The organism is Halostagnicola bangensis, from assembly GCF_054653435.1.
On record NZ_BAAIGG010000001.1, the window covers coordinates 1 to 19,936 of the forward strand.

The window sequence follows — 19,936 nt, forward strand, 5'->3', positions numbered from 1 at the left end:
CGATTAGGCGGGACCCCTCCCGTAGATGAGGTTTCATTTCAGAACCGCGACGAGTGTGTTTCGGAAAACGCTCCCGTTCGTGATGCTTCGGCTTGGTATCGGACTGCTTTGTGGGCTTCTCGCCGTCGTCTACTTCGGGGCCATCGCCTGGTTCGGGCGCAGACTGCTCGAGTCGGGGTCGATTTCCGAATTCGTCGCGGTCGTCGGCCTGGTCCTCTCTATCGGACTGTTCGTAGCGGGGTGGCGACTGGTCAGCAGGTATGTACTGTATCTCGTCAAAGTAGCTCATATCGCAGTCATCGCTCACGTTATCGAAACCGGCGAGGTTCCCTCGAATCAGATCCAGTATGGAAAGTCGCAGGTGAGCGAGCACTTTACCGAAGCGAGCGCACTTTTTGCCGTCGACCAGCTGATCAAAGCGGTCATTACCCAGTTCAACGGGGCGGTCGTCTCGTTCTCGAGTCTGGTTTCTGTCGTTCCAAATCTGCAGAAACTCGTTCAGCTTCTCGGAAAGGCGATTGCGATCGCGGCGTCGTATATCGACGAAGCAATCATCGCATACATGTTCACGAATAGCGACCAAAATCGGTGGCGCTCGGCCAGAGACGGGGTGGTCCTCTACGGCAAGAACTGGAGGCCGGTGCTCGGGTCGACGCTGTTGATCGTCGTTGGAATGTACGCCGTGGCTTTCGTACTGGCTTTGGCGCTGATACCGGTTGCAACCACTCTCGGAAGTGTTTCCGGCCAGTACCAGCTACTAGGATGGGCGGTCGTCGTCGGGACGATTGTGACTATCTACACCGGATTTCTCAAACCGTGGGTCAAGACCGTCGTCATCACCACCTTCCTCCTCGAGTCCCGAGAAACGCAGCCCGACAGCGAAATGATGGACAGAGTTGCGGAACGATCGGAAAAGTTTCAGGAACTCGCCGGAAAGGCGGACGGGCGATCGGCTGAGGAGGGTTCTCAGCCACCGAGCGAGAGTATCGCCAGCGGAGACGGGATCCGATAGTCGCGTCCTTCGGTCGAACGAAAAGGGAGTCAATTAAGGCCCTCTAGACGGAAACCCCTCTATGGCAATCAAACCGGCCTACGTCAAAAAGACGGGAGCGCTCCTGTTAGAGCAGTACCCGGACGCGTTCACGACTGACTTCGAACAGAACAAAGATAGCGTCGATAAGCTCACGAACATCGAATCGAAGGGCGTTCGGAACCGGATTGCGGGCTACGTCACGCGAAAGAAGAGCGGAAAGGTCGCTGCCTGAATTTTTCGAGGTGTTATCGCGACGACTACTCTAGTACCGGAGAGTGGTTTCACTATCCATCCGAATGTCGTCCTACCCGGTGAGAAACGTCACAGCGGTCGTCTGTTATTCACCCGAACCGACTCGAGGGCCCCGTTCGATCACGGAGCCGGCCGATCAGTGCTCGTGATCGTCGCCGCCGAATCCGGGCTCCATATACGCGCCAGCAAACAGCGCGACGACGCCGATCCCGACACCGAACGTCAGGATGATGACCCCCTCGAGTATCGGGTCATCACCGGTGACGAGCATTCCCATCTCCGTGTAGCCGTCGACAGCGGCCAGGAGACCGATCAAGATACTCACGACACCGACGGCAGCCGCTCCGATACCGAATCCGCCGCTAAACGGTCCGACACCGGCCGAGTCAGAGGTCGAACCGCTCATTTGGACCACCCGGTCGAGCGATGGGTGGCAACTCGAGTGTCGATCGAATCCGTGTCATCGGCGGGCGACATCGTCATAACTGAACGATTCGGGCGCAGATTGTGTTCCATTGGTCGTACTGTTTGGCTACGTTTTCTTAATATCTTCTATGCTCGTCTCGTGGTCCCGGGTCGAACTCCCCAAAAGTCGACCAAATCAATTTTCGCTGACAGTAGCGTGCGAGGGAAATCCAAACGGTTTTGCGCGCACAAACCCGAGGTGCGGAAAATGACTGTACGTGTAGGAATTCTCGGTGCAACCGGCGCCGTCGGACAGCGGTTGATTCAGCTCCTTGACCCACACCCATCCTTCGAAATCGCGGCATTGACCGCGAGCGCGTCGAGTGCCGGTCGCTCCTACCGCGACGCCGCGAAGTGGCGCGTCGACTCGCCGATCCCTGCCGACGTTTCGGATATGACCGTGACTGGAACTGATCCGGACGAAGTTCCCGACGACATCGACCTCATATTCTCGTCTCTCCCCTCGAGCGTCGGTGCCGAAGTCGAACCGGAGTTCTGTGAGGCGGGCTACGTCCTCTCTTCGAACTCATCGAACGGGCGGATGGATCCGGACATCCCACTGGTGATCCCCGAAGTCAACGCAGAACACGTCGATCTCCTCGAAGTCCAGCGCGAGGAACGCGGCTGGGACGGCGCAATGCTCAAGAACCCGAACTGTTCGACGATCACTTTCGTTCCGACGCTCGCGGCGCTCGCACAGTTCGGGCTCGAGAAGGTCCACGTCTCGACTCTGCAGGCCGTTTCGGGGGCGGGCTACGACGGTGTGACATCGATGGAGATCATCGACAACGCGATCCCGCACATCGGGGGCGAAGAAGACAAACTCGAGACCGAATCGCGGAAACTGCTCGGCGAGTTCGACGGCGTCGAACTCGCGAACAACAGCGTCGAGGTCGCGGCCTCGTGTAACCGGATTCCGACCATCGACGGCCACCTCGAGAACGTCTGGGTCGAAACGGAGGAGGATATCACGGCCGAAGACGCCGCAGAGGCGATGCGGTCGTATCCCTCGCTGGATCTCCGATCCTCGCCCGATCAACTCATTCACGTCTTCGAGGAGCCGGACCGACCACAGCCGCGAATGGATCGCACCCTCGGCGGCGGCATGGCCATCGCCGCGGGCGGCATTCGCGAGTCGCCGTTCGGTCTGCAGTACAACTGTCTCGCACACAACACCATCCGCGGTGCCGCCGGAGCGAGCGTGCTCAACGGCGAACTGTTGCTCGAGAACGGGTTTCTGTAAGCACAAACGGCGTGGGAATTCGACCAGAGTACCGTTCTACTCGTCGAAGTACTCCTACTGTGGAAGCGAAACGACGGGAATGGACGCCTCCCTGACCAGCCGCCGAGCAACGTCTCCCGTAAGCAACTCCGTGATTCGGTTCCCGCTTCGGGGAATAAAGGCGATCGCATCGGCGTTTTTCTCCTGTGCCCCGTCGAACACCGTCTCGACGACATCGGTTCCGTAAAGGACGTCCGTCTCGATATCCCCGGGGGCGTCCGCGAGAGCGCCGCGTGCCGCTTCGAAAATTTCCTCGGCGTACTCCTGACGTTGACCCATCGGTGCCTTGTCTATCCCTCCGCCTGCCTTCTCGATCACGTTCACCAGTGTGACCGTCGCGGTCGGCTCGAGGCGCGGAGCGAGCGCGCTCGCAGTCCGCTCGGCGTCGTCGGGGTCCGCCAGCGGTACCACGATCGTCCCCTCGAACGTCAGTGTCATCGGCTCACCTCGTCGAACGAAGCAGGTCGGCGCGTGAGGCGTCGTGTCTGTGGGTCGGTCTGTCGGCCACTCATTAGAAAGGAGTTCGTCCTAGACGGTTATAAAAGCAATCGAGCGGAGCCGGTCGACGGGCGTTCGTGTTACTCGCTGCTGAGATCTGCATCGACGCGAAGTTCAGAATCGGTTACCGTCGCGACGTTGTCTGCCGGGACCTTGATGTCATCCTCACCCGCTTCTCCGAATCCGAGGCTCTGTATCCACGCGTTCGTGAGTTTCGGCTCGGGATCGACGTATGCGAACTGTTCGATCGCATCGACCTCCGTGACGATACCGATCTGTTCGCCGCGGACATCCATGAGGAACTTGCCTTCGTCTTCCGTCGAGAGAACCGTCATATTCGTCGTACTGTTTCGCCTATGTCACTAAATACATTGTGGAGTCGTCTCTGCAAGGATTCCCCCCTCCGCTCGCCACGAACGTCTCATAGGGTCGGTTGTCCCTGTTTACCAGTTCGTCGCCAGAGGGGGGTGGCGAACGACCGGAAATAACTGACAACCGACCCTATCAAGTCACAACGTGACGTGATTCTCGAGTTCGGCGTCCCATCCCGACTCTGCGATTCGTGTCGCGTTCGTCGCGACGATTTCCGCAAGTCGCTCGTAGTACTGGGGAGTGTGGCCGGCGTTGTGGGGCGTAATCTGGACGTTCCCGAGGTTCCACAGCGGGTGTTCTTCGGGAAGCGGCTCGGGGTCGGTCACGTCGAGCGACGCGCCTCGAATCCAACTCGAGCGCAGTGCATCGACCAGTTCGTCCGTTTCGATGACCGGTCCGCGCGCGACGTTTACGATAACGGCATCGGGATCGAGGGTGAGGAACTCGTCGTGACCGACCAGTCCTCGAGTGTCGTCGGTGAGTGGGCACGCGAGTACGAGGTAGTCGGTCTCGGAGAGTGCATCGTGGAACGCGTCAGCTTCGAACCCGATCACGTCGTCGGTCGGACCGCCCTTTTCGAGAGAGTATCGAACGCCGACCGTGTCGACGTCGAACGGCTCGAGCCGTCGGCAGACGGCCTCCCCGATCGCACCCAGACCGACGATAGTAACCGTCGAACCGCACAATTCGTGGGCCTGGTAGTGTCGCCACTCCCGCCGTCGTTGGCGGCGCTCGCCTTCGTGGAACCGGCGAGTAAAGTACAGTATCGAACCGAGCACGTGCTCGCCGATGTTCGGGCCGTGAACGCCCGAGGCGTTGGTCACCGTTACGCCCCTGTCGCGGAGTTCCTCGAGTGGAAGGTGACCGGTTCCCGCGTACGCGCAGGCGAACACCTCGAGGTTTTCAGCGTGTTCCAGTAGTTCCGAATCGAGCGTCATTCCGGTAACGAACGTCGCGTCGCGAATCTTCTTCCGTTCCGCCGCCGGCGTTCGGGCGAGTTCGACGGTTCGATTTGGGAGGCGGTCACGTAGCGTCTCAACGTACTGCTCGACGGGCATACCGTGCGTTCCTTGGCGAAGAACGAGAACGTCGAATTCGTCGGCCATATCCGTGCTGTTGGGTGGTATCCCCAAAAACGTTCGTTCCCATCCGACAATCGGATACTGTTCGTTGGGACGCTCTATCAACAATGCTGAACCACAGGATAGCGAATACGAATTTCAGGCAGTTTAATATGGCTCGCTGAGTCCGAACGGAGTATGGAACACGTCGACGTCGCGATTATCGGTGGTGGTCCCGCTGGTGCGAGCGCGGCCGAGCGGGCCGCCTACCACGACGCGGAGACCGTCCTGTTCGAACAGGGCGTCCCACGAGAGGACCGTGCGGAAGCCGGTCCCGATTCGACCGACGCCGCGGGGATGCTCGATTACTGGATCGATATCATGGACTTCGAGTTTGAAGAGATCCCAGACGAAGTCGTCCACCGGGAGCTCGATGGAACAGATTTCGTCGGACCCAGTTCGTCAGTGGAGTTGAACACGACCGGGATGGACGCCACCTATCAGAAATTCGGATACACCTTCCACCGTGCCCGAATGGACGACTGGCTCCACGAACGCGCCATCGATGCCGGTGCGGACCTGCGCGTCGGGACCAGCGTCAAATCGATCGATACCGATCTCTCCGGCCCATCACACACGCTGGCGCTCTCGAGCGGCGACGAGGTCGGAGCGGAGTACGTCGTTCTCGCCGACGGCCCACAGCGCCGGGTAACCCTCGATGCACTCGATCAGTTCACGAAACCCGGCTCGAGTATTTCCGAACAACTCTCGCCGCCCGAAGCGAACCATATTGCCTATCAGGAGTACCGAGAGTTCCCCGAGGAACTGTTCGAATCGGATCGACTCAAATTCTGGTGGGGCTACATGCCCGGCGAGACTGCGTACCCGTGGGTCTTCCCCAACGACGGAACGGTCGCCCGCGTTGGCCTCACGATGCCCATCGGAATGACCCTCGACGACGTCGACAACCCCGAGTCGTACAAGCTTCTGAAAGCCACCGACAATGGCATCCCGACCGGTTCGGAGTACATTCGCCGACTGCTCGAGCTCGAGTACGGCGACGAGTACGACATCGAGGAGGATTTCCCGATCGTCGAAGATCGGGGCAAGTCCAAGGGAACCGAGACGTATCCGATTTCGTCGACCCGGCCGGTCGAGTCACCCGTCGGCGCGAACATCGCTGTCGCGGGCGGCGCGATGGGAACGACCTCGGCGTTCCACGAAGGCGGCTACCACGTCGCCGTCCGAACCGGCAAAATCGCGGGTCGACTCGCCGCGACGGACTCGCTCGGGAACTACAACGACGTCTGGAAACGCGCGATCGGCGACGAAATCCGCCGGAACGTCGCGTTCGCCGATATCGTCGCCGACTACGAACCGGACGACTGGGATTGGGCATTCGAAACGGTACGCGAGATGCAGGGCTCGAGCGGCGGAGACTCGATCATTTCGAAGAAGTATTCCGCCGGAATCGGCGCGGCGAAAATCCTCGCGGCGTACAAGAAACGGAAGTTCGCGTACCGGAACGGAAACTACGTTCAGTTCAGCGAGGACGAATACATCTACTGAGTTCGGTTCGTTTTAGAGAGCGACGCTGGGACGACAGCTCGGTCCGCCGGCGGCTCCGTTGTTCGTTCCCGCGGTCACGCAATAGCCTTTAAACGCACGCGGACGCTACTGTCACATGCGTGCCTCAAGTCCCCGTCCGAGCTTACCCATTCGGGTGCGATGATAGAACGGCGAACCCGGGCGCGCGACACACGTTGGTGGTGCGTTTCATCACCGGTCTGGCGGTCCAAACCGCCACACGGATGGTGAGGCCGTCTAACTCACCCGCCCGGCACGAGGGTTAGCCAGCCGACGCGGCATGCCGCCACGGGATGAGGCTGGACGTTAGTGTTCCGGGTGACACTATTCATACCGGTTCGATACTATCCGAACGAGGGGTGTGCGTTCGTCACTGTTACTCGGCAGGTTCGGGCGTCGAAACCTGCACACGATCCTCGAGGACCGCCTGGTCCGGTAATTCGGGGTTCGGCTCTCGGCCGAGCGTGAGCAGTCGTTCGGTGAGCGTGAGTTCGTCGGCGCTGGGACTCGGTTTCTCGATCGCCTCGTGTTCGACGACGACGCCCTCGGATTCGGCGGCGATACGGACCGCACAGAGCTGATACGATGGATAAAACACCGGCGGGAGAAGCCCAGTCACACCGTCTCGACGGTGGAGCCGCTTTAACCAGGTGCCGGTGTTAACGAGCAATCCGCCGTCGATCTCTCGGACGTCGGGACGGTGGGTGTGTCCGTAACAGAATATCGTCGTCTCTGGATCGTCGTCGAAGACGTCTCGAGCGGCCTCCTCGTACGATGCGACGGGATCGACCGTCATCTCGGTATCCATAATCCCGAAGCGATCGATGGTCTTCTTGATATCGCGCTGTAGGAAGTACAGCGGAATCCCGACCAGGAGCAACAAGCCAGTGACGACGACGTTTATCGCGAGCACGTACCAGGCCGCCGTGCCGGCGGTACCGAACTGTCCGAGAAATGCGGTCGCTTCCTCGACGGGCGTCGACCAGACGCCGGCGAGATCGAGTCCCGCGAGGATCGCTAAAATCGCACTTACGTTGAACAACAGGAGGAACGGAACCATCGCGTACCGGATAAGCGGGTTCATCTCGCGGTAGAAGTACTTCGAAATGAGCCAGATCGGCATCCACTCGGTCGGCGTGACGGCCTGGACGTCCTTCAGCCAGTTATACCGTCCTCGGTCGGACACCTGGCCGGCGCGGCTCGTCACGAGCGTGTTATAATAGTATCCGAGCGGCGACGCGTGTGGATTTCCCCAGTCTTCGATACGGTTGTTCGGGTCCTGCTGGTGTCCGTGTTCGAAGTGAATTGCCTGCTCTCCGACGGGCCGGTTGATCGACTGGTCTTGAACGAGATCGATGTTATACTCGGCAAGCCGTTCGACGTATCCGTCGTAGGCGGCCAGTTCGTGGTCGTGATTTCCCGGCAACAGCGTGATCGGCGTGTTCTCGCCGGTCGCACGAAACTGCTCGAACAGCTCCGGATACGCACCTTTTAGCGCGTCGAACTTTTCGATTCCCTCGATGCGAGTGAATTCCCAGAGACCGAACGCGTCACCGTTTATTATCAGTTCGGCGTTCTCGTCGGTCCGCTCGAGACGTTCGAGAAACGAGAGGAGTTCGTCCAGAAACGCAGCCTCCTCGAGTTGCTCGTCGCCCCCGAGATGAATGTCGCTGATAACGTAGTAGACGCGATCGTCGTCACCGTCGACCATTGGGCGACGGTTTCGGGGCTCTCTTTAAAAATATTCGTACCCGGCGGCGTATATGGGTTCTCGAGCGCGAACATCGAATGGCTATGGTCGTCTCGCCGACCGCAGAACATGGTCGGCACGCTCCCGCCAATCGAAAATGTGGTGTCTTATTCACGTCTCCGGATTCGAATGCGTCTAGTATCGATGGCCGACATATCGACGACGCGACGACGGTTCTGTACGACATCGCTCGCGACGGTCGGGGGCGTTTCCGTTGCTGGCTGTCTGGGCGGCGTCTTCAGTGACCCCGACCCTGCCGACGGAAGCGGCGGCGTAACTGATCCGGAGGAATGGATCGACGGAGACGAAATCCACCTGCTCGGATACGCCAGACACTGGGAGGGAGTCGAGCCGGCGGACCTCATCGACGGCATCGAAAATCCCACGCTCGTCCTCGAGGCGGGATCGACCTACGAGATCAGCTGGGAGAACGCGAAAGGTATGCGACACAACCTCGAAATCTGGGACGAGAGCGGGGAAATCGTAGACGACTACGCGACGACAGGCGTGGAATCCGAGGGTGAGACCGAAACGCTCGAGGTTGAAGCGAGCGAGGCGATGGAACAGTACGTCTGTTACTATCACAACGGACATCAGGTCGGCGAAATCGATGTTATTGTGAAGTAAGCTACTCCGTCATCCTCGAACATCGGTCGATTGTGTTATTCGGGCAGAGTTTCAGGTCCAGAAACCGTTACTGAATGTTGATATGGTGGTAACACCTAGCCAGCCCCATGAGCTATTTCAGCCGCCTCAAGACCGGCTTCGTCCTGTCGGTTGCCAGCCTTCGAGTACTTCGATCTCACCCAAAACTCGCGTTGTACCCGCTCGTGAGCGGAATCGCGTCGGCCGTATTCATGGCTGCACTACTCGGACCGCTCTTTCTGGCCAGCGAGATGTCGCTCGGTGGCATCGAGATTGCGGTCTTGTTCGTCGTCTATCTCGGCACGACGTATATCACCGCGCTGTTCAACGCCGGACTGGTCTACTCCGTCGGAGAGGTCTTTCACGGAAACGACCCCCACATCGGGGATGGTCTGCGAGCCGCATCACGAAAGTCGGGAACGTTGCTCATCTGGTCGGTCGTGAGCGCAATCGTGGGTATCTTCATCCAGGCGCTCGAGTCTCGCGGCGGAGTCGGTGCGCAGATTGCCGCGATGATATTCAGCGTCGGTTGGGCCGTCGCGACGTTCTTCGTCATCCCGATTATCGTTTTCCAGGACGACGTATCTGCGACTTCGATGTTTACCGAGAGCGCATCGACGTTCAAAGAGACGTGGGGAGAAACCGTTGGGACCAAAGTTGGACTGGGAATCATCCCTGCACTCATCATGATTCCCGGCATCGTCCTCGCGGTTGGGATCATCGCTGTCTCCCAGAGCCTGGCAATGGTCGCGATTGCCCTCGCCATTGCCGTTTCGTTCGGCGTCCTCTCGATGCTCGTCGGCGGTGTCATTACCGGCGTTGCGAAGACAGCGCTCTACGTTTACGCCACCGAAGATCTCAAACCGGAGGAGTTCAACCAGTTCGACTTCGATTCCATGTTCGAACCGTCGAGCGGAGACACGCAGGACAAATCACGCGGTTCGGGCGGTATACAGGGAACGAAACGTGGAATTTAGCTCGTTCAAGGCGGATTTTCTGAAGTAGAAAAACCGGGCTCCTTTTCATATCAGTCCCGAAACGATAACTTACCAGTGAGTGAGGACTGCGACCTGACGGAATTGCTCGCTGTTCTCGACGACGAGTACGCACGAGCGATCCTCACCGAAACGAGCGTCGAACCCATGTCAGCCAGTACATTGAGCGACCGGTGTGACGCTTCATTGCCGACGATTTATCGTCGACTCGATCGGCTCACGGAGTGTCAACTCATCACCGAAGAAACAGAACTTGCACAGGACGGAAACCACTTCAGCGTCTACTCGGCCAATCTCGACAGCCTCGAGCTTTCACTCGAGGAAGGTGAGTTCTCTCTCGACCTCTCCTATCGCGATCAGGACGTTGCAGATAAGTTCACACAGATGTGGGAGGGGATGCGATGAGCCAGAACGTCGTCAGGCTCGACGAAGCACCACTGTTCGAGATACTGACGGTCGCAAGTCTCTTTCTCGTCGCCCTCGTCGGCACGGTCATCGCCTACCAGGCGTTCCGAGGGTACAGACGAAACGACAGCATGTCGATGCTGTACCTTTCGATCGGTCTTCTGTTACTCACGTTGTTCCCGTTCCTGATCAACGTCTTCATCACGACGGTTATCAGCCCGTCGCAGGTCGTCACCGTGTTCTTCGAGAACACGAGCCGGTTGCTCGGATTGTTGTCCATCATGTATTCGCTGTACGGGCGACACTGACACCGCCTTCGAGTTATGACGTGGGTTCGATTTTTCCGGGTGAGAGACGTGCCCGCCAGCAAGCGGTGCTGGCGAATTGGGTTACAGTCTCGACGTGAACAGATCTGTTCGAGTTAGCACTGAAATTCAGTCGGTTTGATGGAGTATGAGTGGCCCCGGTTGGGAATCGTCGAAATGTCAGAGGTGATTGTCAGAGGCACCTCCCAACCGAGTTGATGATCGAGGAACACGGTCCTTCAGAGCCGGACATCGCGCCCTCGTTCGATGATTGACTCATATAATAGTAATCCCACAACACGATTTTCTGGATCAGAAAACGCTCTTGATAACTATTTATAAACGTCTCGAAGGTGTCTTCCCGTTTATCCGTCGACGCGCTTGAGGAGACCCGTGAATACCTTGAAGCCTCCGACGACGAGATCTCGGGCTACCGGTGCACCGTCGTACAACCAGAGCAACCCGGCAAACACCCCGAGTCCGAGTTGGCCCCAGAGATACGTCGACGGATCACTTGAGAACAGCTCAGCCTGGTACTGATCGAACAGGATCGAAAATTGCTCGAGAAAACCGTGATTGTGCCCGCCGTCTGCAACCGTTACGACCGGCCACAGCATCAATTCGTAGTGAACGACATCTTCACGAACGTACGCGTCAAACACGTCCGACGGTAAATGGAGGAGATAGGCGAGTCCAAACGCGATCCCAGTTCGGGAACGCCCCACCGACCGTGTCCCGATACCGACGACTATCGCGAGCGGGATCGCAAAAAAGATCGAATGCCCGATGGCATACCCCGCCTCGAACACGCCGAACTCCCACGAGAGCGGCTTATCGATGAGGTCCGGGAGAACGGACGCGAAAACAGCGGCGAACGCCTCGAGACCGCCCGGCGAGTCACGATAATAGACGTGACAGAAGAGCGAATACGCCACATATCCAACGATTGCGTGTTCCCAGGGCCACATAGCGGATGGATGCAGTGAGTTGGGATTAGTTATGCATCGCCTGTCAACCGGAAATAGTCACTGACGAACCCGACCTACCGCTCGAGCGCTACGCAACTGCCACGACAAATCGAATCGATGGACGGCCTACTGCCCTCAGTCCGATCGATCCATTCGGTTCTCGTTACGATACTTACGCTCGTGATCTTTCGATACGACTTTCGGGGACCGGCCCGGACAGTGGCGTATGGACCGTGCGGGATTCGTCAAGCTCTCCGTCATCGCGTTCGGCCTCGTCATCTTCAGTTTCTTCGTCCGCGGGTTCAGCCAGTTGCTTTTCGGTCGCGAGATTGCCGAGATTCTCCAGGCCCCGATCGCCGTCATCGGGTTTTCGCTTCTCGTGTACCTGTTCGTCCGTGCGACGCTCGACGCAGTAGGGCTCTGGACCGTTGAAAAAGGCGACGCATAACGGAAGGAAACCGTTTTTCGCGATGCCCACATTAGCAGCGGTATGAGTATTCAGGAACGGGAGGTATCCGAACTCGGCCCCGACGAGCGTGTCGCCTTTTTCGAACGCGACGCCGGCGTCGAGTCCGTCCGTTCGGACGTTCGAGATATCGTCGAACGAGTGCACGAAGAAGGCGATGTCGCCGTTCGCGAGTTCACCGAGCAGTTCGACGACGTCTCGGTCGGAAACCTTGAGATTACGGACCAGTGTGAGCGCGCGTACGACGACCTCGATGGCGAACTACTCGAGGCAATCGATACCGCCGCCGCGAACGTCCGGGAGTTTCACGAGGCACAACTCCCTGAAGACTGGCGCGAGTCCTTCGACGACGGACGAGAACTCGGCAGGCGATTCCGTCCGATCGACCGCGTCGGCGTGTACGTGCCCGGCGGGAGCGCAGCCTACCCCTCGAGCGCGATCATGGGTATCGTTCCGGCCGTCGTCGCCGGTGTCGACCACGTCTCGGTGGTCACGCCCCCAGCGGAACAGATCAGTCCAGTAACGCTCGCGGCGATTCACGCCGCGGGTGCGGATGCCGTCTACAGCGTCGGCGGCGCACAGGGCATCGCAGCACTGGCTTACGGGACCGAGTCGGTTACTCGCGTCCAGAAAATCGTCGGCCCCGGAAACCGATGGGTAACGGCGGCCAAAGCCGAGGTCCGTGGTGACGTTGCGATAGATTTCCTGGCCGGGCCCAGTGAGGTCGTCGTCATCGCGGACGACACTGCCGACCCACAGTTCGTCGCGTCGGAACTAATCGCCCAAGCCGAACACGACGCCAACGCATCCGTCGTCGCAATCACCGATGATGAGACGACCGCCGAAGCCATCACCGAAGCGCTCGAGCGTCAAGCGGACGAGCGCGAGCGCGAAGAAACGATCCGATCAGCGCTCTCGAACGACGCGAGCGGCGTCCTGCTCGCGCGGTCGATGAGCGAAGCGATTCTGTTCACCGAAGAGTACGCCCCCGAACACCTCTCGATTATCGCCGACGACGATGAGGAACTCCTCGAGCGGATCGACAGTGCCGGAAGCGTCTTCCTCGGACCTCACACACCGGTTGCGGCGGGAGATTATGCTAGCGGAACGAACCATGTGCTCCCAACCAACGGCGGCGCACGCGTGACCGGCGGACTCTCGGTCGAAACATTCGTTCGGTCGACGACCGTCCAGCGGCTCTCCGAAACCGGACTCGAGAATCTAGAAAAGACCATCACAACGCTGGCGACAGCAGAGGGGCTCGAGGGCCACGCCGAGAGCGTCCGGATGCGATTCGATCACGAGTAATCTTTCAAAGAACTCTTCAGGGGTTCTCCTTTCGCAATCTGAACACTCTCAACCAGAGAATAGCAGGTGCTGGTTTTACGTGTGAGAATAATGGAGACGAAGACGAGATGCAACCGGACGTCGTCGATCCGACCGATCGGCGGGTGCTCGAACGTAACTACGATTACGCCCAGAAGAACCTCTGGATTCTCTCGATGTGGTACGAGTACGATGTCGAACGGATGGTTGAACTGCTGGCAGTCAACGGCATTCAGCTTTCCCCGAACGACAAAAAACGGTTCGGAGAGTATTACAACGCCGTTCAATCGGATGGTAACAGTACGATCTGATTTTTCATCTAAACTGATAGCCTCTCGAATGGCGTCAACGTTAACATCGTTGCGCGGGAATGGTAGTATATGAGCACCGAAAGTATGGATGGTGGGGACGCGCGACCCCAGATCGAGGTAACCGAGGAAGCCGCAGATCAGGCACGCTCACTGCTCGAGGGGGAAGGGTTAGATGACGATATCGCTGGGCTGCGATTGTTCGTCCAGCAAGGTGGCTGTGCGGGGCTCTCCTACGGGATGCGGTTCGACGACGAACCCGAGGACGACGACACGATATACGAACACCACGACCTGCGTGTCTTCGTCGATCCGGCAAGCCTGAAGTACATCGAAGGAAGCGTTCTCGACTTCGAAAGCGGACTACAAGCCGAAGGGTTTCACGTCGAGAATCCAAATGTCGTCAGCGAATGCGGTTGTGGCGAATCGTTTCGGACGTAAGCCGTTTCGTCGACTACCGGCTCGTTAGATGGCCTCCTCATCTCTCTGTCTCGCGACGGGCGGAAAACGCTTTTAATCAACTATTAGCTCGAGATATAGGTCACTACTCCTCGAGTTCGAACGCGACCGTTACTTCCGCTTGATACTCTCGGCCTTCAGCGTTTGCAATTTCGACGCCGAGTTCGTCGACTTCGATCCAGTACACGTTCTGGAGCGTGTCTTCGGCCCGATCGATCGCATTGTCAGCCGCCGCATCGAAGCTTTCAGTACTCGTCCCGATCAGCGTAATCTTCTTGAAGACCATTGCCTATGCTACTAAGACACAATATCCCTTAAACGTACGGCGAGCGAATTAATCGTCGCCGATGAATCAACGCTTTTGAGGGTTCCGATACCACATTCCGACATGACGACTACTGATGAGTCATGTTCCAAGCCCGCAGTTGGAGAACTCACCCCACCGAATCGGACGCTAATGGGGCCCGGACCGAGCGACGCCAACCCCCGCGTACTTCAGGCGATGAGTACGCCCCTCGTCGGGCACCTTGACCCCTCGTTCGTCGAGATTATGGACGAAGTCCAGGAATTACTGCGGTATACCTTCCAGACAGACAACAAATGGACGATTCCCGTCTCAGGTACCGGCTCGGCCTCGATGGAAGCCGCGATCGGAAACCTCGTCGAACCGGGCGATACGATGCTCGTTCCGACAAACGGATACTTCGGCGGACGGATGGCGTCGATGGCTCGTCGCGCCGGAGGAACCGTCGTTGAAGTCGATGCACCCTGGGGGGAACCGCTCGATCCGAGTACCGTCAAGGAAGCGCTCGCGGAACACGATCCGGACGTCTTCGGATTCGTCCACGCAGAGACGAGTACGGGAGTACTCCAGCCGAACGTTCCCGAACTCACGGCCGCGGCACACGATCACGATGCGCTCGTCATCGCCGACACGGTCACCTCTATCGGCGGTGTCAAACTTCGCGTCGACGAGTGGAACATCGATGTCGCCTACGCTGGCCCCCAAAAGTGTCTCTCCTGCCCGCCCGGTGCGAGCCCCCTCACGCTTTCCGACGAGGCGATGGACAAAGTTCTCGCACGCGAGGAGGAACCCCGATCCTGGTACCTTGACCTTTCATTGCTCGAGGGCTACTGGGGCGAGGAACGCGCGTACCATCACACCGCACCGATCACCAACGTCTACGCACTTCGGGAAGCGCTTCGCCTCGTCGCCGAAGAGGGGATCGAAGCGCGTTGGGCCCGCCACAAACGCCTCGCGGGCGCTCTGAAAGCTGGCGTCGAAGGCATGGGTCTCGAAATGAACGCTCCCGACGAGTACTGGCTCCCAAGTCTGAACGCAGTCCGCGTCCCCGCCGGAATCGACGATGGTGCCGTCTGTGACGCCCTGATCGAACAATATGATCTCGAGATCGCCGGCGGACTCGGTGATCTTTCAGGTGACATCTTCCGTATCGGCTGTATGGGCCACTCCGCTCGACCCGAAAACGTCATTTACGTCGTGACTGCACTCGGCGACGTTCTCGAGTCGATGGGAGCCAATGTCGACCCCGGGGAAGGGGTCACGGCGACGCGTCGCGCTCTCAACACCACTGAATAACCGAAAAACAGTGCCGGACTACGCTGTTGCACGCGGTCCCGGCGGGGCTCGTTCGACCTGATACTCGTCTCCGTCGACCACGATGATCGCCCACTCGTAGTCTGTATTTGTCTGTTTGAGTCGTCTCTCGAGTTCATCTACATCGCTTGGTTGTGCGACGAAACAGTGGAATTCTCCCGATTCGTTCGGGAGGGTTCCTGTCTCGAGGACGGTACTGACGTGGACGACTTTCCATTCTCGCTGGGCTCGAAACTCGGGGCCGTCTCCTTCAACAGTGTATCCGAGCTCTGCGAAGATCGACCTGGCCTGCTCGACGAGTTGCATGTTAACAGGTCCCATTCACTACACTGATACGACGGCACCCGTGATAAAGCTTGGTCTATCCGATACATTCGCCGATAGTAGTGGACGAGTATGGCCTAATTTGTATTAGAATCGCGGAGTAGCTAATAATATCAAGATATCCAATAAGGTTATCGTATAGGTAAGCTATGAATTATCTGTTTGTGATTTTTACTCTCGCTGCTCTTCGTTCGAGATCATGGTTGATTCCTCTGACACGGTGCCCATTCGGTATAGGCGGCTTACCGTCGAAAACTACCGAGACGGACGCCGTGTGAACGAGGATTGCGGAGCTACCGCTCCTCAAGCGTAAATAAAAAAGAGAGCCAACCACGATGGATGACTCTCTTTGGTGCGTAATAAAGTATGAATGGAGGCGGCGAATCAGATTTCCCAGAGGGTCTCCCACTCCAGTACTGACCGAAACGCAGGCAGGCTTATCTTCCGTGTTCGGGATGGGTACGGGAGGAACCCCGCCGCTATGGCCGCCGTAACGCCGAGCTACGGATTCGAACCGCCACACACGCCCACTAACGAGCGTGTGACTCCAGTCTCGGTTACGATGCCGAACCGTGTGTACGTGTAGTCCAGTTCACGCCTGGACCCGTTTCCGGGTCCGTACATGATCCAAATGCGTATGAATGGTGGCTCAATCTGTTAGTGCTCGCGGGCTCAACACCTCGTTGCCTTGGTGCGTACACCCCGAGTCTATCGAACTCGTCTTCTACGAGTGATTTCAGATGGTATCTCTTTTCCAAGTGGGTTTCGAGCTTAGATGCGTTCAGCTCTTACCCCGTGGTGCGTGGCTGCCCAGCACGTGCCCTCTCGGACAACTGGTACACCAGTGGCACCCATTCGTAGTTCCTCTCGTACTATACGAACGTTCTCGTCAGATACCGTAACACCCCCAATAGATAGCAGCCGACCTGTCTCACGACGGTCTAAACCCAGCTCACGACCTCCTTTAATAGGCGAACAACCTCACCCTTGCCCGCTTCTGCACGGGCAGGATGGAGGGAACCGACATCGAGGTAGCAAGCCACCCGGTCGATATGTGCTCTTGCGGGTGACGACTCTGTTATCCCTAAGGTAGCTTTTCTGTCAGCAATTGCCCGCATTAAGCAGGCTAATTGGTTCGCTAGACCACGCTTTCGCGTCAGCGTCGATTGTTGTGCTCGACACTGTCAGGCTTCCTTATGCTCTTGCACTCTTACTCGGGTCTCCGACCCGAGTGAGGAAACCTTGGGGCGCGCTCGATATCTTTTCAAGCGCGTACCGCCCCAGTCAAACTGCCCGGCTACCGGTGTCCTCCGCCAGGAGTGAGAGTCGCAGTCACCATCGGGTAGTATTTCAATGATGCCTCGGTGGCCCGCTAGCGCGGGTACCTGTGTAGTGGCTCCTACCTATGCTGCACAATGGCGACCACGTCTCAGCGACAGCCTGCAGTAAAGCTCTATAGGGTCTTCGCTTCCCCTTGGGGGTCTCCAGACTCCGCACTGGAATGTACAGTTCACCGGGCCCAACGTTGGGACAGTGGCGCTCTCGTTGATCCATTCATGCAAGCCGCTACTAAAGCGGCAAGGTACTACGCTACCTTAAGAGGGTCATAGTTACCCCCGCCGTTAACGGGTCCTTCGTCTCATTGTACTGAGTGTTCAGATACCCGCACTGGGCAGGATTCAGTGACCGTACGAGTCCTTGCGGATTTGCGGTCACCTATGTTGTTACTAGACAGTCGGAGCGCCCGAGTCACTGCGACCTGCCTCTCTCCGAGGCAGGCATCCCTTATTGCGAACGTACGGGACTAACTTGCCGAATTCCCTAACGTCGGTTGATCCCGACAGACCTTGGCTTTCGCCGCCACGAGTACCTGTGTCGGATCTCGGTACGGACAGTGTGATCGTCTTTTCACGGGCTCCAGATTGACCCAGCTTGCGGCATCCCACCATTCATCCGCTTCGTGCCATTACGGCTTCCACGGATTTCGATGGTTACACCGGGCGAATGCCCGGCCTGGGCGGCTCCAAAGCGTCGACTTCTAATTCACACTGGCATAGGAATATTAACCTATTTCCCTTTTGTCTCGTTCGAACTGCGGCGAGACTTAGGACCGGCTAACCCTCAGCTGATCAGCATTGCTGAGGAACCCTTACTCGTTCGGCCGTCGGGGTTCTCACCCGACTAACGCTGCTACTATGACCAGAATTTTCGTTACTGAACGGTCCACACGAAATCTCTTCCATGCTTCCATCCGAACAGTACGCCAACCTACGGAATCACACCTGTAAGGTGTGTCGCTCGGTCTCGGTGGTGGACTTGAGCCCCGATCATTTTCAGCGCGCCGAACCTCGGCCGGTAAGCTGTTACGCTTTTCTTAGAGGGTAGCTGCTTCTAAGCTCACCTCCCGGCTGTCTAGGGCTCGGCACCACTTTCGATCGCACTTAGTCCACACTTGGGGACCTTAACCCAGCTCTGGGTTGTCTCCCTCACGGTACACAGGCTTACCCCGCGCACCGGACTCCTCACGTCAACAGCGTTCGTAGGTTCGGAGTTGGACAGGGAGGCGAACTCCTCTCGGAGGCCGGTCTCCCAATCCGTCGCTCTACCCCACAAACTACCTCGGTGAAGGTCATGCTTCGACATGTTTCGGTTGGAACCAGCTGTTTCCGGACTCGATGGGCCTTTCACCCCTACACATAAGTCACGAGAGGGTATTGTAGGACACCAACTCTAACGGACCTCCACGTGCCTTTCGGCACGCTTCGTCCTGCTCATGCGTAGATCGTCCGGTTTCGGGTCGTGTCCGAGTGGCTCCCCGCGCTTGAACACGGTGACCCTGGTGCAAAGCACTGCGGTCATATCGGTTTCCCTATGCCTTCCCTGATGATCAGGTTAGACTCGCCAATCAGACACACTCTCTGGTTCGTTTTTCAAAACGTACGACAGAACACCGGCTTCCGACACTGCTTACTACAGGTTCGCACCTGATTCATTGTGTGTCGGACCTTGTGTGCCCTGTCGTTCTATCGCCAACTGATTTCACGCCCTATTACACCTCCCTTCTTGGGGTGCTTTTCAGCGTTCGCTCACGCTACTTGTTCGCTATCGGTCTCAAGGAGTATTGAGTCTTTGCGGTCAATGCCCGCAACATTCACGAGGAATATCCAATCCCCGCTACTCTGGAGCTGACGCACATCGTACTTCTTGACGGTACGGGACTGTCACCCTGTTTCGTACTCCGTTCCAGGAGATTTCTCATCAAGTTTCGGATGCTGAATGTCAGTCCGAACACCACATTGCCCGTAAGGGCTTCGGTTTGGACTGTGTCGGGTTCACTCGCCGTTACTAACGACATCGCGGTTGCTTTCTTTTCCTGTCGATACTAAGATGTTTCAATTCTCGACGTTCCCCATTGCGCGAAGCAATTGCGGTGGGGATTCCCATTCGGAGATCCTGAGTTCTTCGCCTCCGTGCGGCTCCCTCAGGCTTTTCGCAGCTTGGCACGTCCTTCTTCAGCTCTTGAGCCGAGCGATCCACCAGCTGGCACAGTAGCCACGTTCTTTCGGATCAGTAGTGACCCGGGAACGGGTCCAGTGGACGCCTGGACTACACGTACACACGGTCTCATCTGCACGCCCGTAGACAGCGGGCCTGCATTAACCCTTCCCACCCACGCTTACACGGGGTGGTGCATTGGTTCGTTGCTTCGGATTAAATCAAAGCGCCGTCTCCCACTTAAGGGACACGGTTCGTGATTCAACCCGAGTCATGGATCCACAAAGGATCCAGATCGCTACTCACCCCGTGGCAGGTTACA

21 protein-coding genes and 2 rRNA genes are annotated in these 19,936 nt (G+C 57.9%); 13 read left to right on the forward strand and 10 right to left on the reverse strand.

The features are described 5' to 3' along the window. Nucleotides 1–25 precede the first annotated feature (25 nt). Together ACYQ14_RS00005 and ACYQ14_RS00010 are read left to right on the forward strand one after the other, a co-directional pair. Entirely contained in the window at nucleotides 26–1,012 is a 987-nt protein-coding gene (locus ACYQ14_RS00005; protein WP_459883521.1) for a hypothetical protein, read from the forward strand. 61 nt (nucleotides 1,013–1,073) lie between these two features. Next, entirely contained in the window at nucleotides 1,074–1,265 is a 192-nt protein-coding gene (locus ACYQ14_RS00010; protein WP_283838739.1) for a 30S ribosomal protein S17e, read from the forward strand. Nucleotides 1,266–1,421: 156 nt separating this feature from the next. Here ACYQ14_RS00010 and ACYQ14_RS00015 read toward each other — a convergent pair whose 3' ends face one another. After that, nucleotides 1,422–1,691 (reverse strand): hypothetical protein, encoded by a 270-nt coding sequence (locus ACYQ14_RS00015; protein ID WP_459883525.1) that lies wholly within the window; start codon nucleotides 1,689–1,691, stop codon nucleotides 1,422–1,424. Nucleotides 1,692–1,958: 267 nt separating this feature from the next. Here ACYQ14_RS00015 and asd point away from each other — a divergent pair, with 267 nt between their 5' ends. Beyond that, on the forward strand, nucleotides 1,959–2,993 hold the full coding sequence (asd, locus tag ACYQ14_RS00020) for an aspartate-semialdehyde dehydrogenase (RefSeq protein ID WP_459883527.1): 1,035 nt from the start codon (nucleotides 1,959–1,961) through the stop codon (nucleotides 2,991–2,993). A gap of 54 nt (nucleotides 2,994–3,047) precedes the next feature. On the opposite strand, the gene ACYQ14_RS00025 is transcribed toward asd, so the two are convergent. From ACYQ14_RS00025 to ACYQ14_RS00035, 3 genes are all read right to left on the reverse strand, one after another. Next, nucleotides 3,048–3,470, reverse strand: a complete 423-nt coding sequence (locus ACYQ14_RS00025; protein WP_459883529.1) for a universal stress protein — start codon at nucleotides 3,468–3,470, stop codon at nucleotides 3,048–3,050. Between the two features lie 140 nt (nucleotides 3,471–3,610). Further along, entirely contained in the window at nucleotides 3,611–3,865 is a 255-nt protein-coding gene (locus tag ACYQ14_RS00030) for a hypothetical protein (RefSeq protein WP_283838743.1), read from the reverse strand. 174 nt (nucleotides 3,866–4,039) lie between these two features. After that, nucleotides 4,040–5,008, reverse strand: a complete 969-nt coding sequence (locus ACYQ14_RS00035) for a D-2-hydroxyacid dehydrogenase (protein WP_459883531.1) — start codon at nucleotides 5,006–5,008, stop codon at nucleotides 4,040–4,042. A gap of 153 nt (nucleotides 5,009–5,161) precedes the next feature. Here ACYQ14_RS00035 and ACYQ14_RS00040 point away from each other — a divergent pair, with 153 nt between their 5' ends. Beyond that, nucleotides 5,162–6,532, forward strand: a complete 1,371-nt coding sequence (locus tag ACYQ14_RS00040; RefSeq protein ID WP_459883534.1) for an NAD(P)/FAD-dependent oxidoreductase — start codon at nucleotides 5,162–5,164, stop codon at nucleotides 6,530–6,532. Between the two features lie 394 nt (nucleotides 6,533–6,926). On the opposite strand, the gene ACYQ14_RS00045 is transcribed toward ACYQ14_RS00040, so the two are convergent. Beyond that, nucleotides 6,927–8,261 carry a metallophosphoesterase gene (locus tag ACYQ14_RS00045; RefSeq protein WP_459883537.1) on the reverse strand — a complete coding sequence of 445 codons (1,335 nt, stop codon included), beginning with the start codon at nucleotides 8,259–8,261 and terminating at the stop codon, nucleotides 6,927–6,929. A gap of 183 nt (nucleotides 8,262–8,444) precedes the next feature. On the opposite strand from ACYQ14_RS00045, the gene ACYQ14_RS00050 reads away from it, so the two are divergent. The 4 genes from ACYQ14_RS00050 to ACYQ14_RS00065 all read left to right on the forward strand — a co-directional run bounded on the left by ACYQ14_RS00050 (nucleotide 8,445) and on the right by ACYQ14_RS00065 (nucleotide 10,653). Continuing rightward, nucleotides 8,445–8,927 carry a hypothetical protein gene (locus tag ACYQ14_RS00050; protein WP_459883539.1) on the forward strand — a complete coding sequence of 161 codons (483 nt, stop codon included), beginning with the start codon at nucleotides 8,445–8,447 and terminating at the stop codon, nucleotides 8,925–8,927. Between the two features lie 107 nt (nucleotides 8,928–9,034). Then, nucleotides 9,035–9,922, forward strand: coding sequence for a DUF6159 family protein (locus ACYQ14_RS00055; protein WP_459883542.1), 888 nt, complete (start codon nucleotides 9,035–9,037; stop codon nucleotides 9,920–9,922). 75 nt (nucleotides 9,923–9,997) lie between these two features. After that, nucleotides 9,998–10,345, forward strand: coding sequence for a helix-turn-helix domain-containing protein (locus ACYQ14_RS00060; protein WP_459883545.1), 348 nt, complete (start codon nucleotides 9,998–10,000; stop codon nucleotides 10,343–10,345). Beyond that, nucleotides 10,342–10,653 carry a DUF7521 family protein gene (locus ACYQ14_RS00065; protein WP_459883547.1) on the forward strand — a complete coding sequence of 104 codons (312 nt, stop codon included), beginning with the start codon at nucleotides 10,342–10,344 and terminating at the stop codon, nucleotides 10,651–10,653. Before ACYQ14_RS00060 ends, ACYQ14_RS00065 begins: the two co-directional genes overlap by 4 nt. Nucleotides 10,654–11,015: 362 nt before the next feature. Here the strand turns inward: ACYQ14_RS00065 and ACYQ14_RS00070 are convergent, their stop codons facing one another. Beyond that, nucleotides 11,016–11,618, reverse strand: a complete 603-nt coding sequence (locus ACYQ14_RS00070; protein WP_459883550.1) for a metal-dependent hydrolase — start codon at nucleotides 11,616–11,618, stop codon at nucleotides 11,016–11,018. Between the two features lie 226 nt (nucleotides 11,619–11,844). Here ACYQ14_RS00070 and ACYQ14_RS00075 point away from each other — a divergent pair, with 226 nt between their 5' ends. The 4 genes from ACYQ14_RS00075 to ACYQ14_RS00090 all read left to right on the forward strand — a co-directional run bounded on the left by ACYQ14_RS00075 (nucleotide 11,845) and on the right by ACYQ14_RS00090 (nucleotide 14,159). Next, nucleotides 11,845–12,066 (forward strand): hypothetical protein, encoded by a 222-nt coding sequence (locus ACYQ14_RS00075; protein ID WP_459883553.1) that lies wholly within the window; start codon nucleotides 11,845–11,847, stop codon nucleotides 12,064–12,066. A gap of 42 nt (nucleotides 12,067–12,108) precedes the next feature. After that, nucleotides 12,109–13,392, forward strand: coding sequence for a histidinol dehydrogenase (hisD, locus tag ACYQ14_RS00080; protein ID WP_459883556.1), 1,284 nt, complete (start codon nucleotides 12,109–12,111; stop codon nucleotides 13,390–13,392). 107 nt (nucleotides 13,393–13,499) lie between these two features. After that, entirely contained in the window at nucleotides 13,500–13,721 is a 222-nt protein-coding gene (locus tag ACYQ14_RS00085) for a hypothetical protein (protein WP_459883558.1), read from the forward strand. Nucleotides 13,722–13,790: 69 nt separating this feature from the next. Continuing rightward, a complete protein-coding gene (locus ACYQ14_RS00090; RefSeq protein WP_283838755.1) occupies nucleotides 13,791–14,159 on the forward strand; it encodes a HesB/IscA family protein in 369 nt (122 codons plus the stop codon). A 103-nt stretch (nucleotides 14,160–14,262) separates the two neighbouring features. Here the strand turns inward: ACYQ14_RS00090 and ACYQ14_RS00095 are convergent, their stop codons facing one another. Beyond that, complete coding sequence (locus ACYQ14_RS00095; protein WP_459883561.1) at nucleotides 14,263–14,463, reverse strand: dodecin; 201 nt, start codon at nucleotides 14,461–14,463, stop codon at nucleotides 14,263–14,265. A 102-nt stretch (nucleotides 14,464–14,565) separates the two neighbouring features. Between ACYQ14_RS00095 and ACYQ14_RS00100 the strand changes: the two genes are divergently transcribed. After that, nucleotides 14,566–15,777, forward strand: a complete 1,212-nt coding sequence (locus ACYQ14_RS00100) for a pyridoxal-phosphate-dependent aminotransferase family protein (protein WP_459883563.1) — start codon at nucleotides 14,566–14,568, stop codon at nucleotides 15,775–15,777. Between the two features lie 18 nt (nucleotides 15,778–15,795). Here the strand turns inward: ACYQ14_RS00100 and ACYQ14_RS00105 are convergent, their stop codons facing one another. From ACYQ14_RS00105 to ACYQ14_RS00115, 3 genes are all read right to left on the reverse strand, one after another. Then, complete coding sequence (locus tag ACYQ14_RS00105) at nucleotides 15,796–16,101, reverse strand: DUF7116 family protein (RefSeq protein ID WP_283838760.1); 306 nt, start codon at nucleotides 16,099–16,101, stop codon at nucleotides 15,796–15,798. A gap of 389 nt (nucleotides 16,102–16,490) precedes the next feature. Further along, nucleotides 16,491–16,612 (reverse strand): 5S ribosomal RNA (rrf, locus tag ACYQ14_RS00110). A 146-nt stretch (nucleotides 16,613–16,758) separates the two neighbouring features. Next, nucleotides 16,759–19,680, reverse strand: a 23S ribosomal RNA gene (locus ACYQ14_RS00115). Nucleotides 19,681–19,936: the final 256 nt, after the last annotated feature.

What these genes read in the sequence shown, in the direction of transcription:
- ACYQ14_RS00075 (WP_459883553.1), top strand. Translation starts at nt 11,845, where the DNA reads ATGGACCGTGCGGGATTCGTCAAGCTCTCCGTCATCGCGTTCGGCCTC.
- ACYQ14_RS00085 (WP_459883558.1), top strand. Translation starts at nt 13,500, where the DNA reads ATGCAACCGGACGTCGTCGATCCGACCGATCGGCGGGTGCTCGAACGT.
- ACYQ14_RS00030 (WP_283838743.1), bottom strand. Translation starts at nt 3,865, where the DNA reads ATGACGGTTCTCTCGACGGAAGACGAAGGCAAGTTCCTCATGGATGTC.
- ACYQ14_RS00010 (WP_283838739.1), top strand. Translation starts at nt 1,074, where the DNA reads ATGGCAATCAAACCGGCCTACGTCAAAAAGACGGGAGCGCTCCTGTTA.
- ACYQ14_RS00065 (WP_459883547.1), top strand. Translation starts at nt 10,342, where the DNA reads ATGAGCCAGAACGTCGTCAGGCTCGACGAAGCACCACTGTTCGAGATA.
- ACYQ14_RS00025 (WP_459883529.1), bottom strand. Translation starts at nt 3,470, where the DNA reads ATGACACTGACGTTCGAGGGGACGATCGTGGTACCGCTGGCGGACCCC.
- ACYQ14_RS00055 (WP_459883542.1), top strand. Translation starts at nt 9,035, where the DNA reads ATGAGCTATTTCAGCCGCCTCAAGACCGGCTTCGTCCTGTCGGTTGCC.
- ACYQ14_RS00045 (WP_459883537.1), bottom strand. Translation starts at nt 8,261, where the DNA reads ATGGTCGACGGTGACGACGATCGCGTCTACTACGTTATCAGCGACATT.
- ACYQ14_RS00090 (WP_283838755.1), top strand. Translation starts at nt 13,791, where the DNA reads ATGAGCACCGAAAGTATGGATGGTGGGGACGCGCGACCCCAGATCGAG.
- ACYQ14_RS00035 (WP_459883531.1), bottom strand. Translation starts at nt 5,008, where the DNA reads ATGGCCGACGAATTCGACGTTCTCGTTCTTCGCCAAGGAACGCACGGT.
- ACYQ14_RS00015 (WP_459883525.1), bottom strand. Translation starts at nt 1,691, where the DNA reads ATGAGCGGTTCGACCTCTGACTCGGCCGGTGTCGGACCGTTTAGCGGC.
- ACYQ14_RS00105 (WP_283838760.1), bottom strand. Translation starts at nt 16,101, where the DNA reads ATGCAACTCGTCGAGCAGGCCAGGTCGATCTTCGCAGAGCTCGGATAC.
- ACYQ14_RS00100 (WP_459883563.1), top strand. Translation starts at nt 14,566, where the DNA reads ATGACGACTACTGATGAGTCATGTTCCAAGCCCGCAGTTGGAGAACTC.
- ACYQ14_RS00095 (WP_459883561.1), bottom strand. Translation starts at nt 14,463, where the DNA reads ATGGTCTTCAAGAAGATTACGCTGATCGGGACGAGTACTGAAAGCTTC.
- asd (WP_459883527.1), top strand. Translation starts at nt 1,959, where the DNA reads ATGACTGTACGTGTAGGAATTCTCGGTGCAACCGGCGCCGTCGGACAG.
- ACYQ14_RS00070 (WP_459883550.1), bottom strand. Translation starts at nt 11,618, where the DNA reads ATGTGGCCCTGGGAACACGCAATCGTTGGATATGTGGCGTATTCGCTC.
- ACYQ14_RS00050 (WP_459883539.1), top strand. Translation starts at nt 8,445, where the DNA reads ATGGCCGACATATCGACGACGCGACGACGGTTCTGTACGACATCGCTC.
- ACYQ14_RS00040 (WP_459883534.1), top strand. Translation starts at nt 5,162, where the DNA reads ATGGAACACGTCGACGTCGCGATTATCGGTGGTGGTCCCGCTGGTGCG.
- hisD (WP_459883556.1), top strand. Translation starts at nt 12,109, where the DNA reads ATGAGTATTCAGGAACGGGAGGTATCCGAACTCGGCCCCGACGAGCGT.
- ACYQ14_RS00005 (WP_459883521.1), top strand. Translation starts at nt 26, where the DNA reads ATGAGGTTTCATTTCAGAACCGCGACGAGTGTGTTTCGGAAAACGCTC.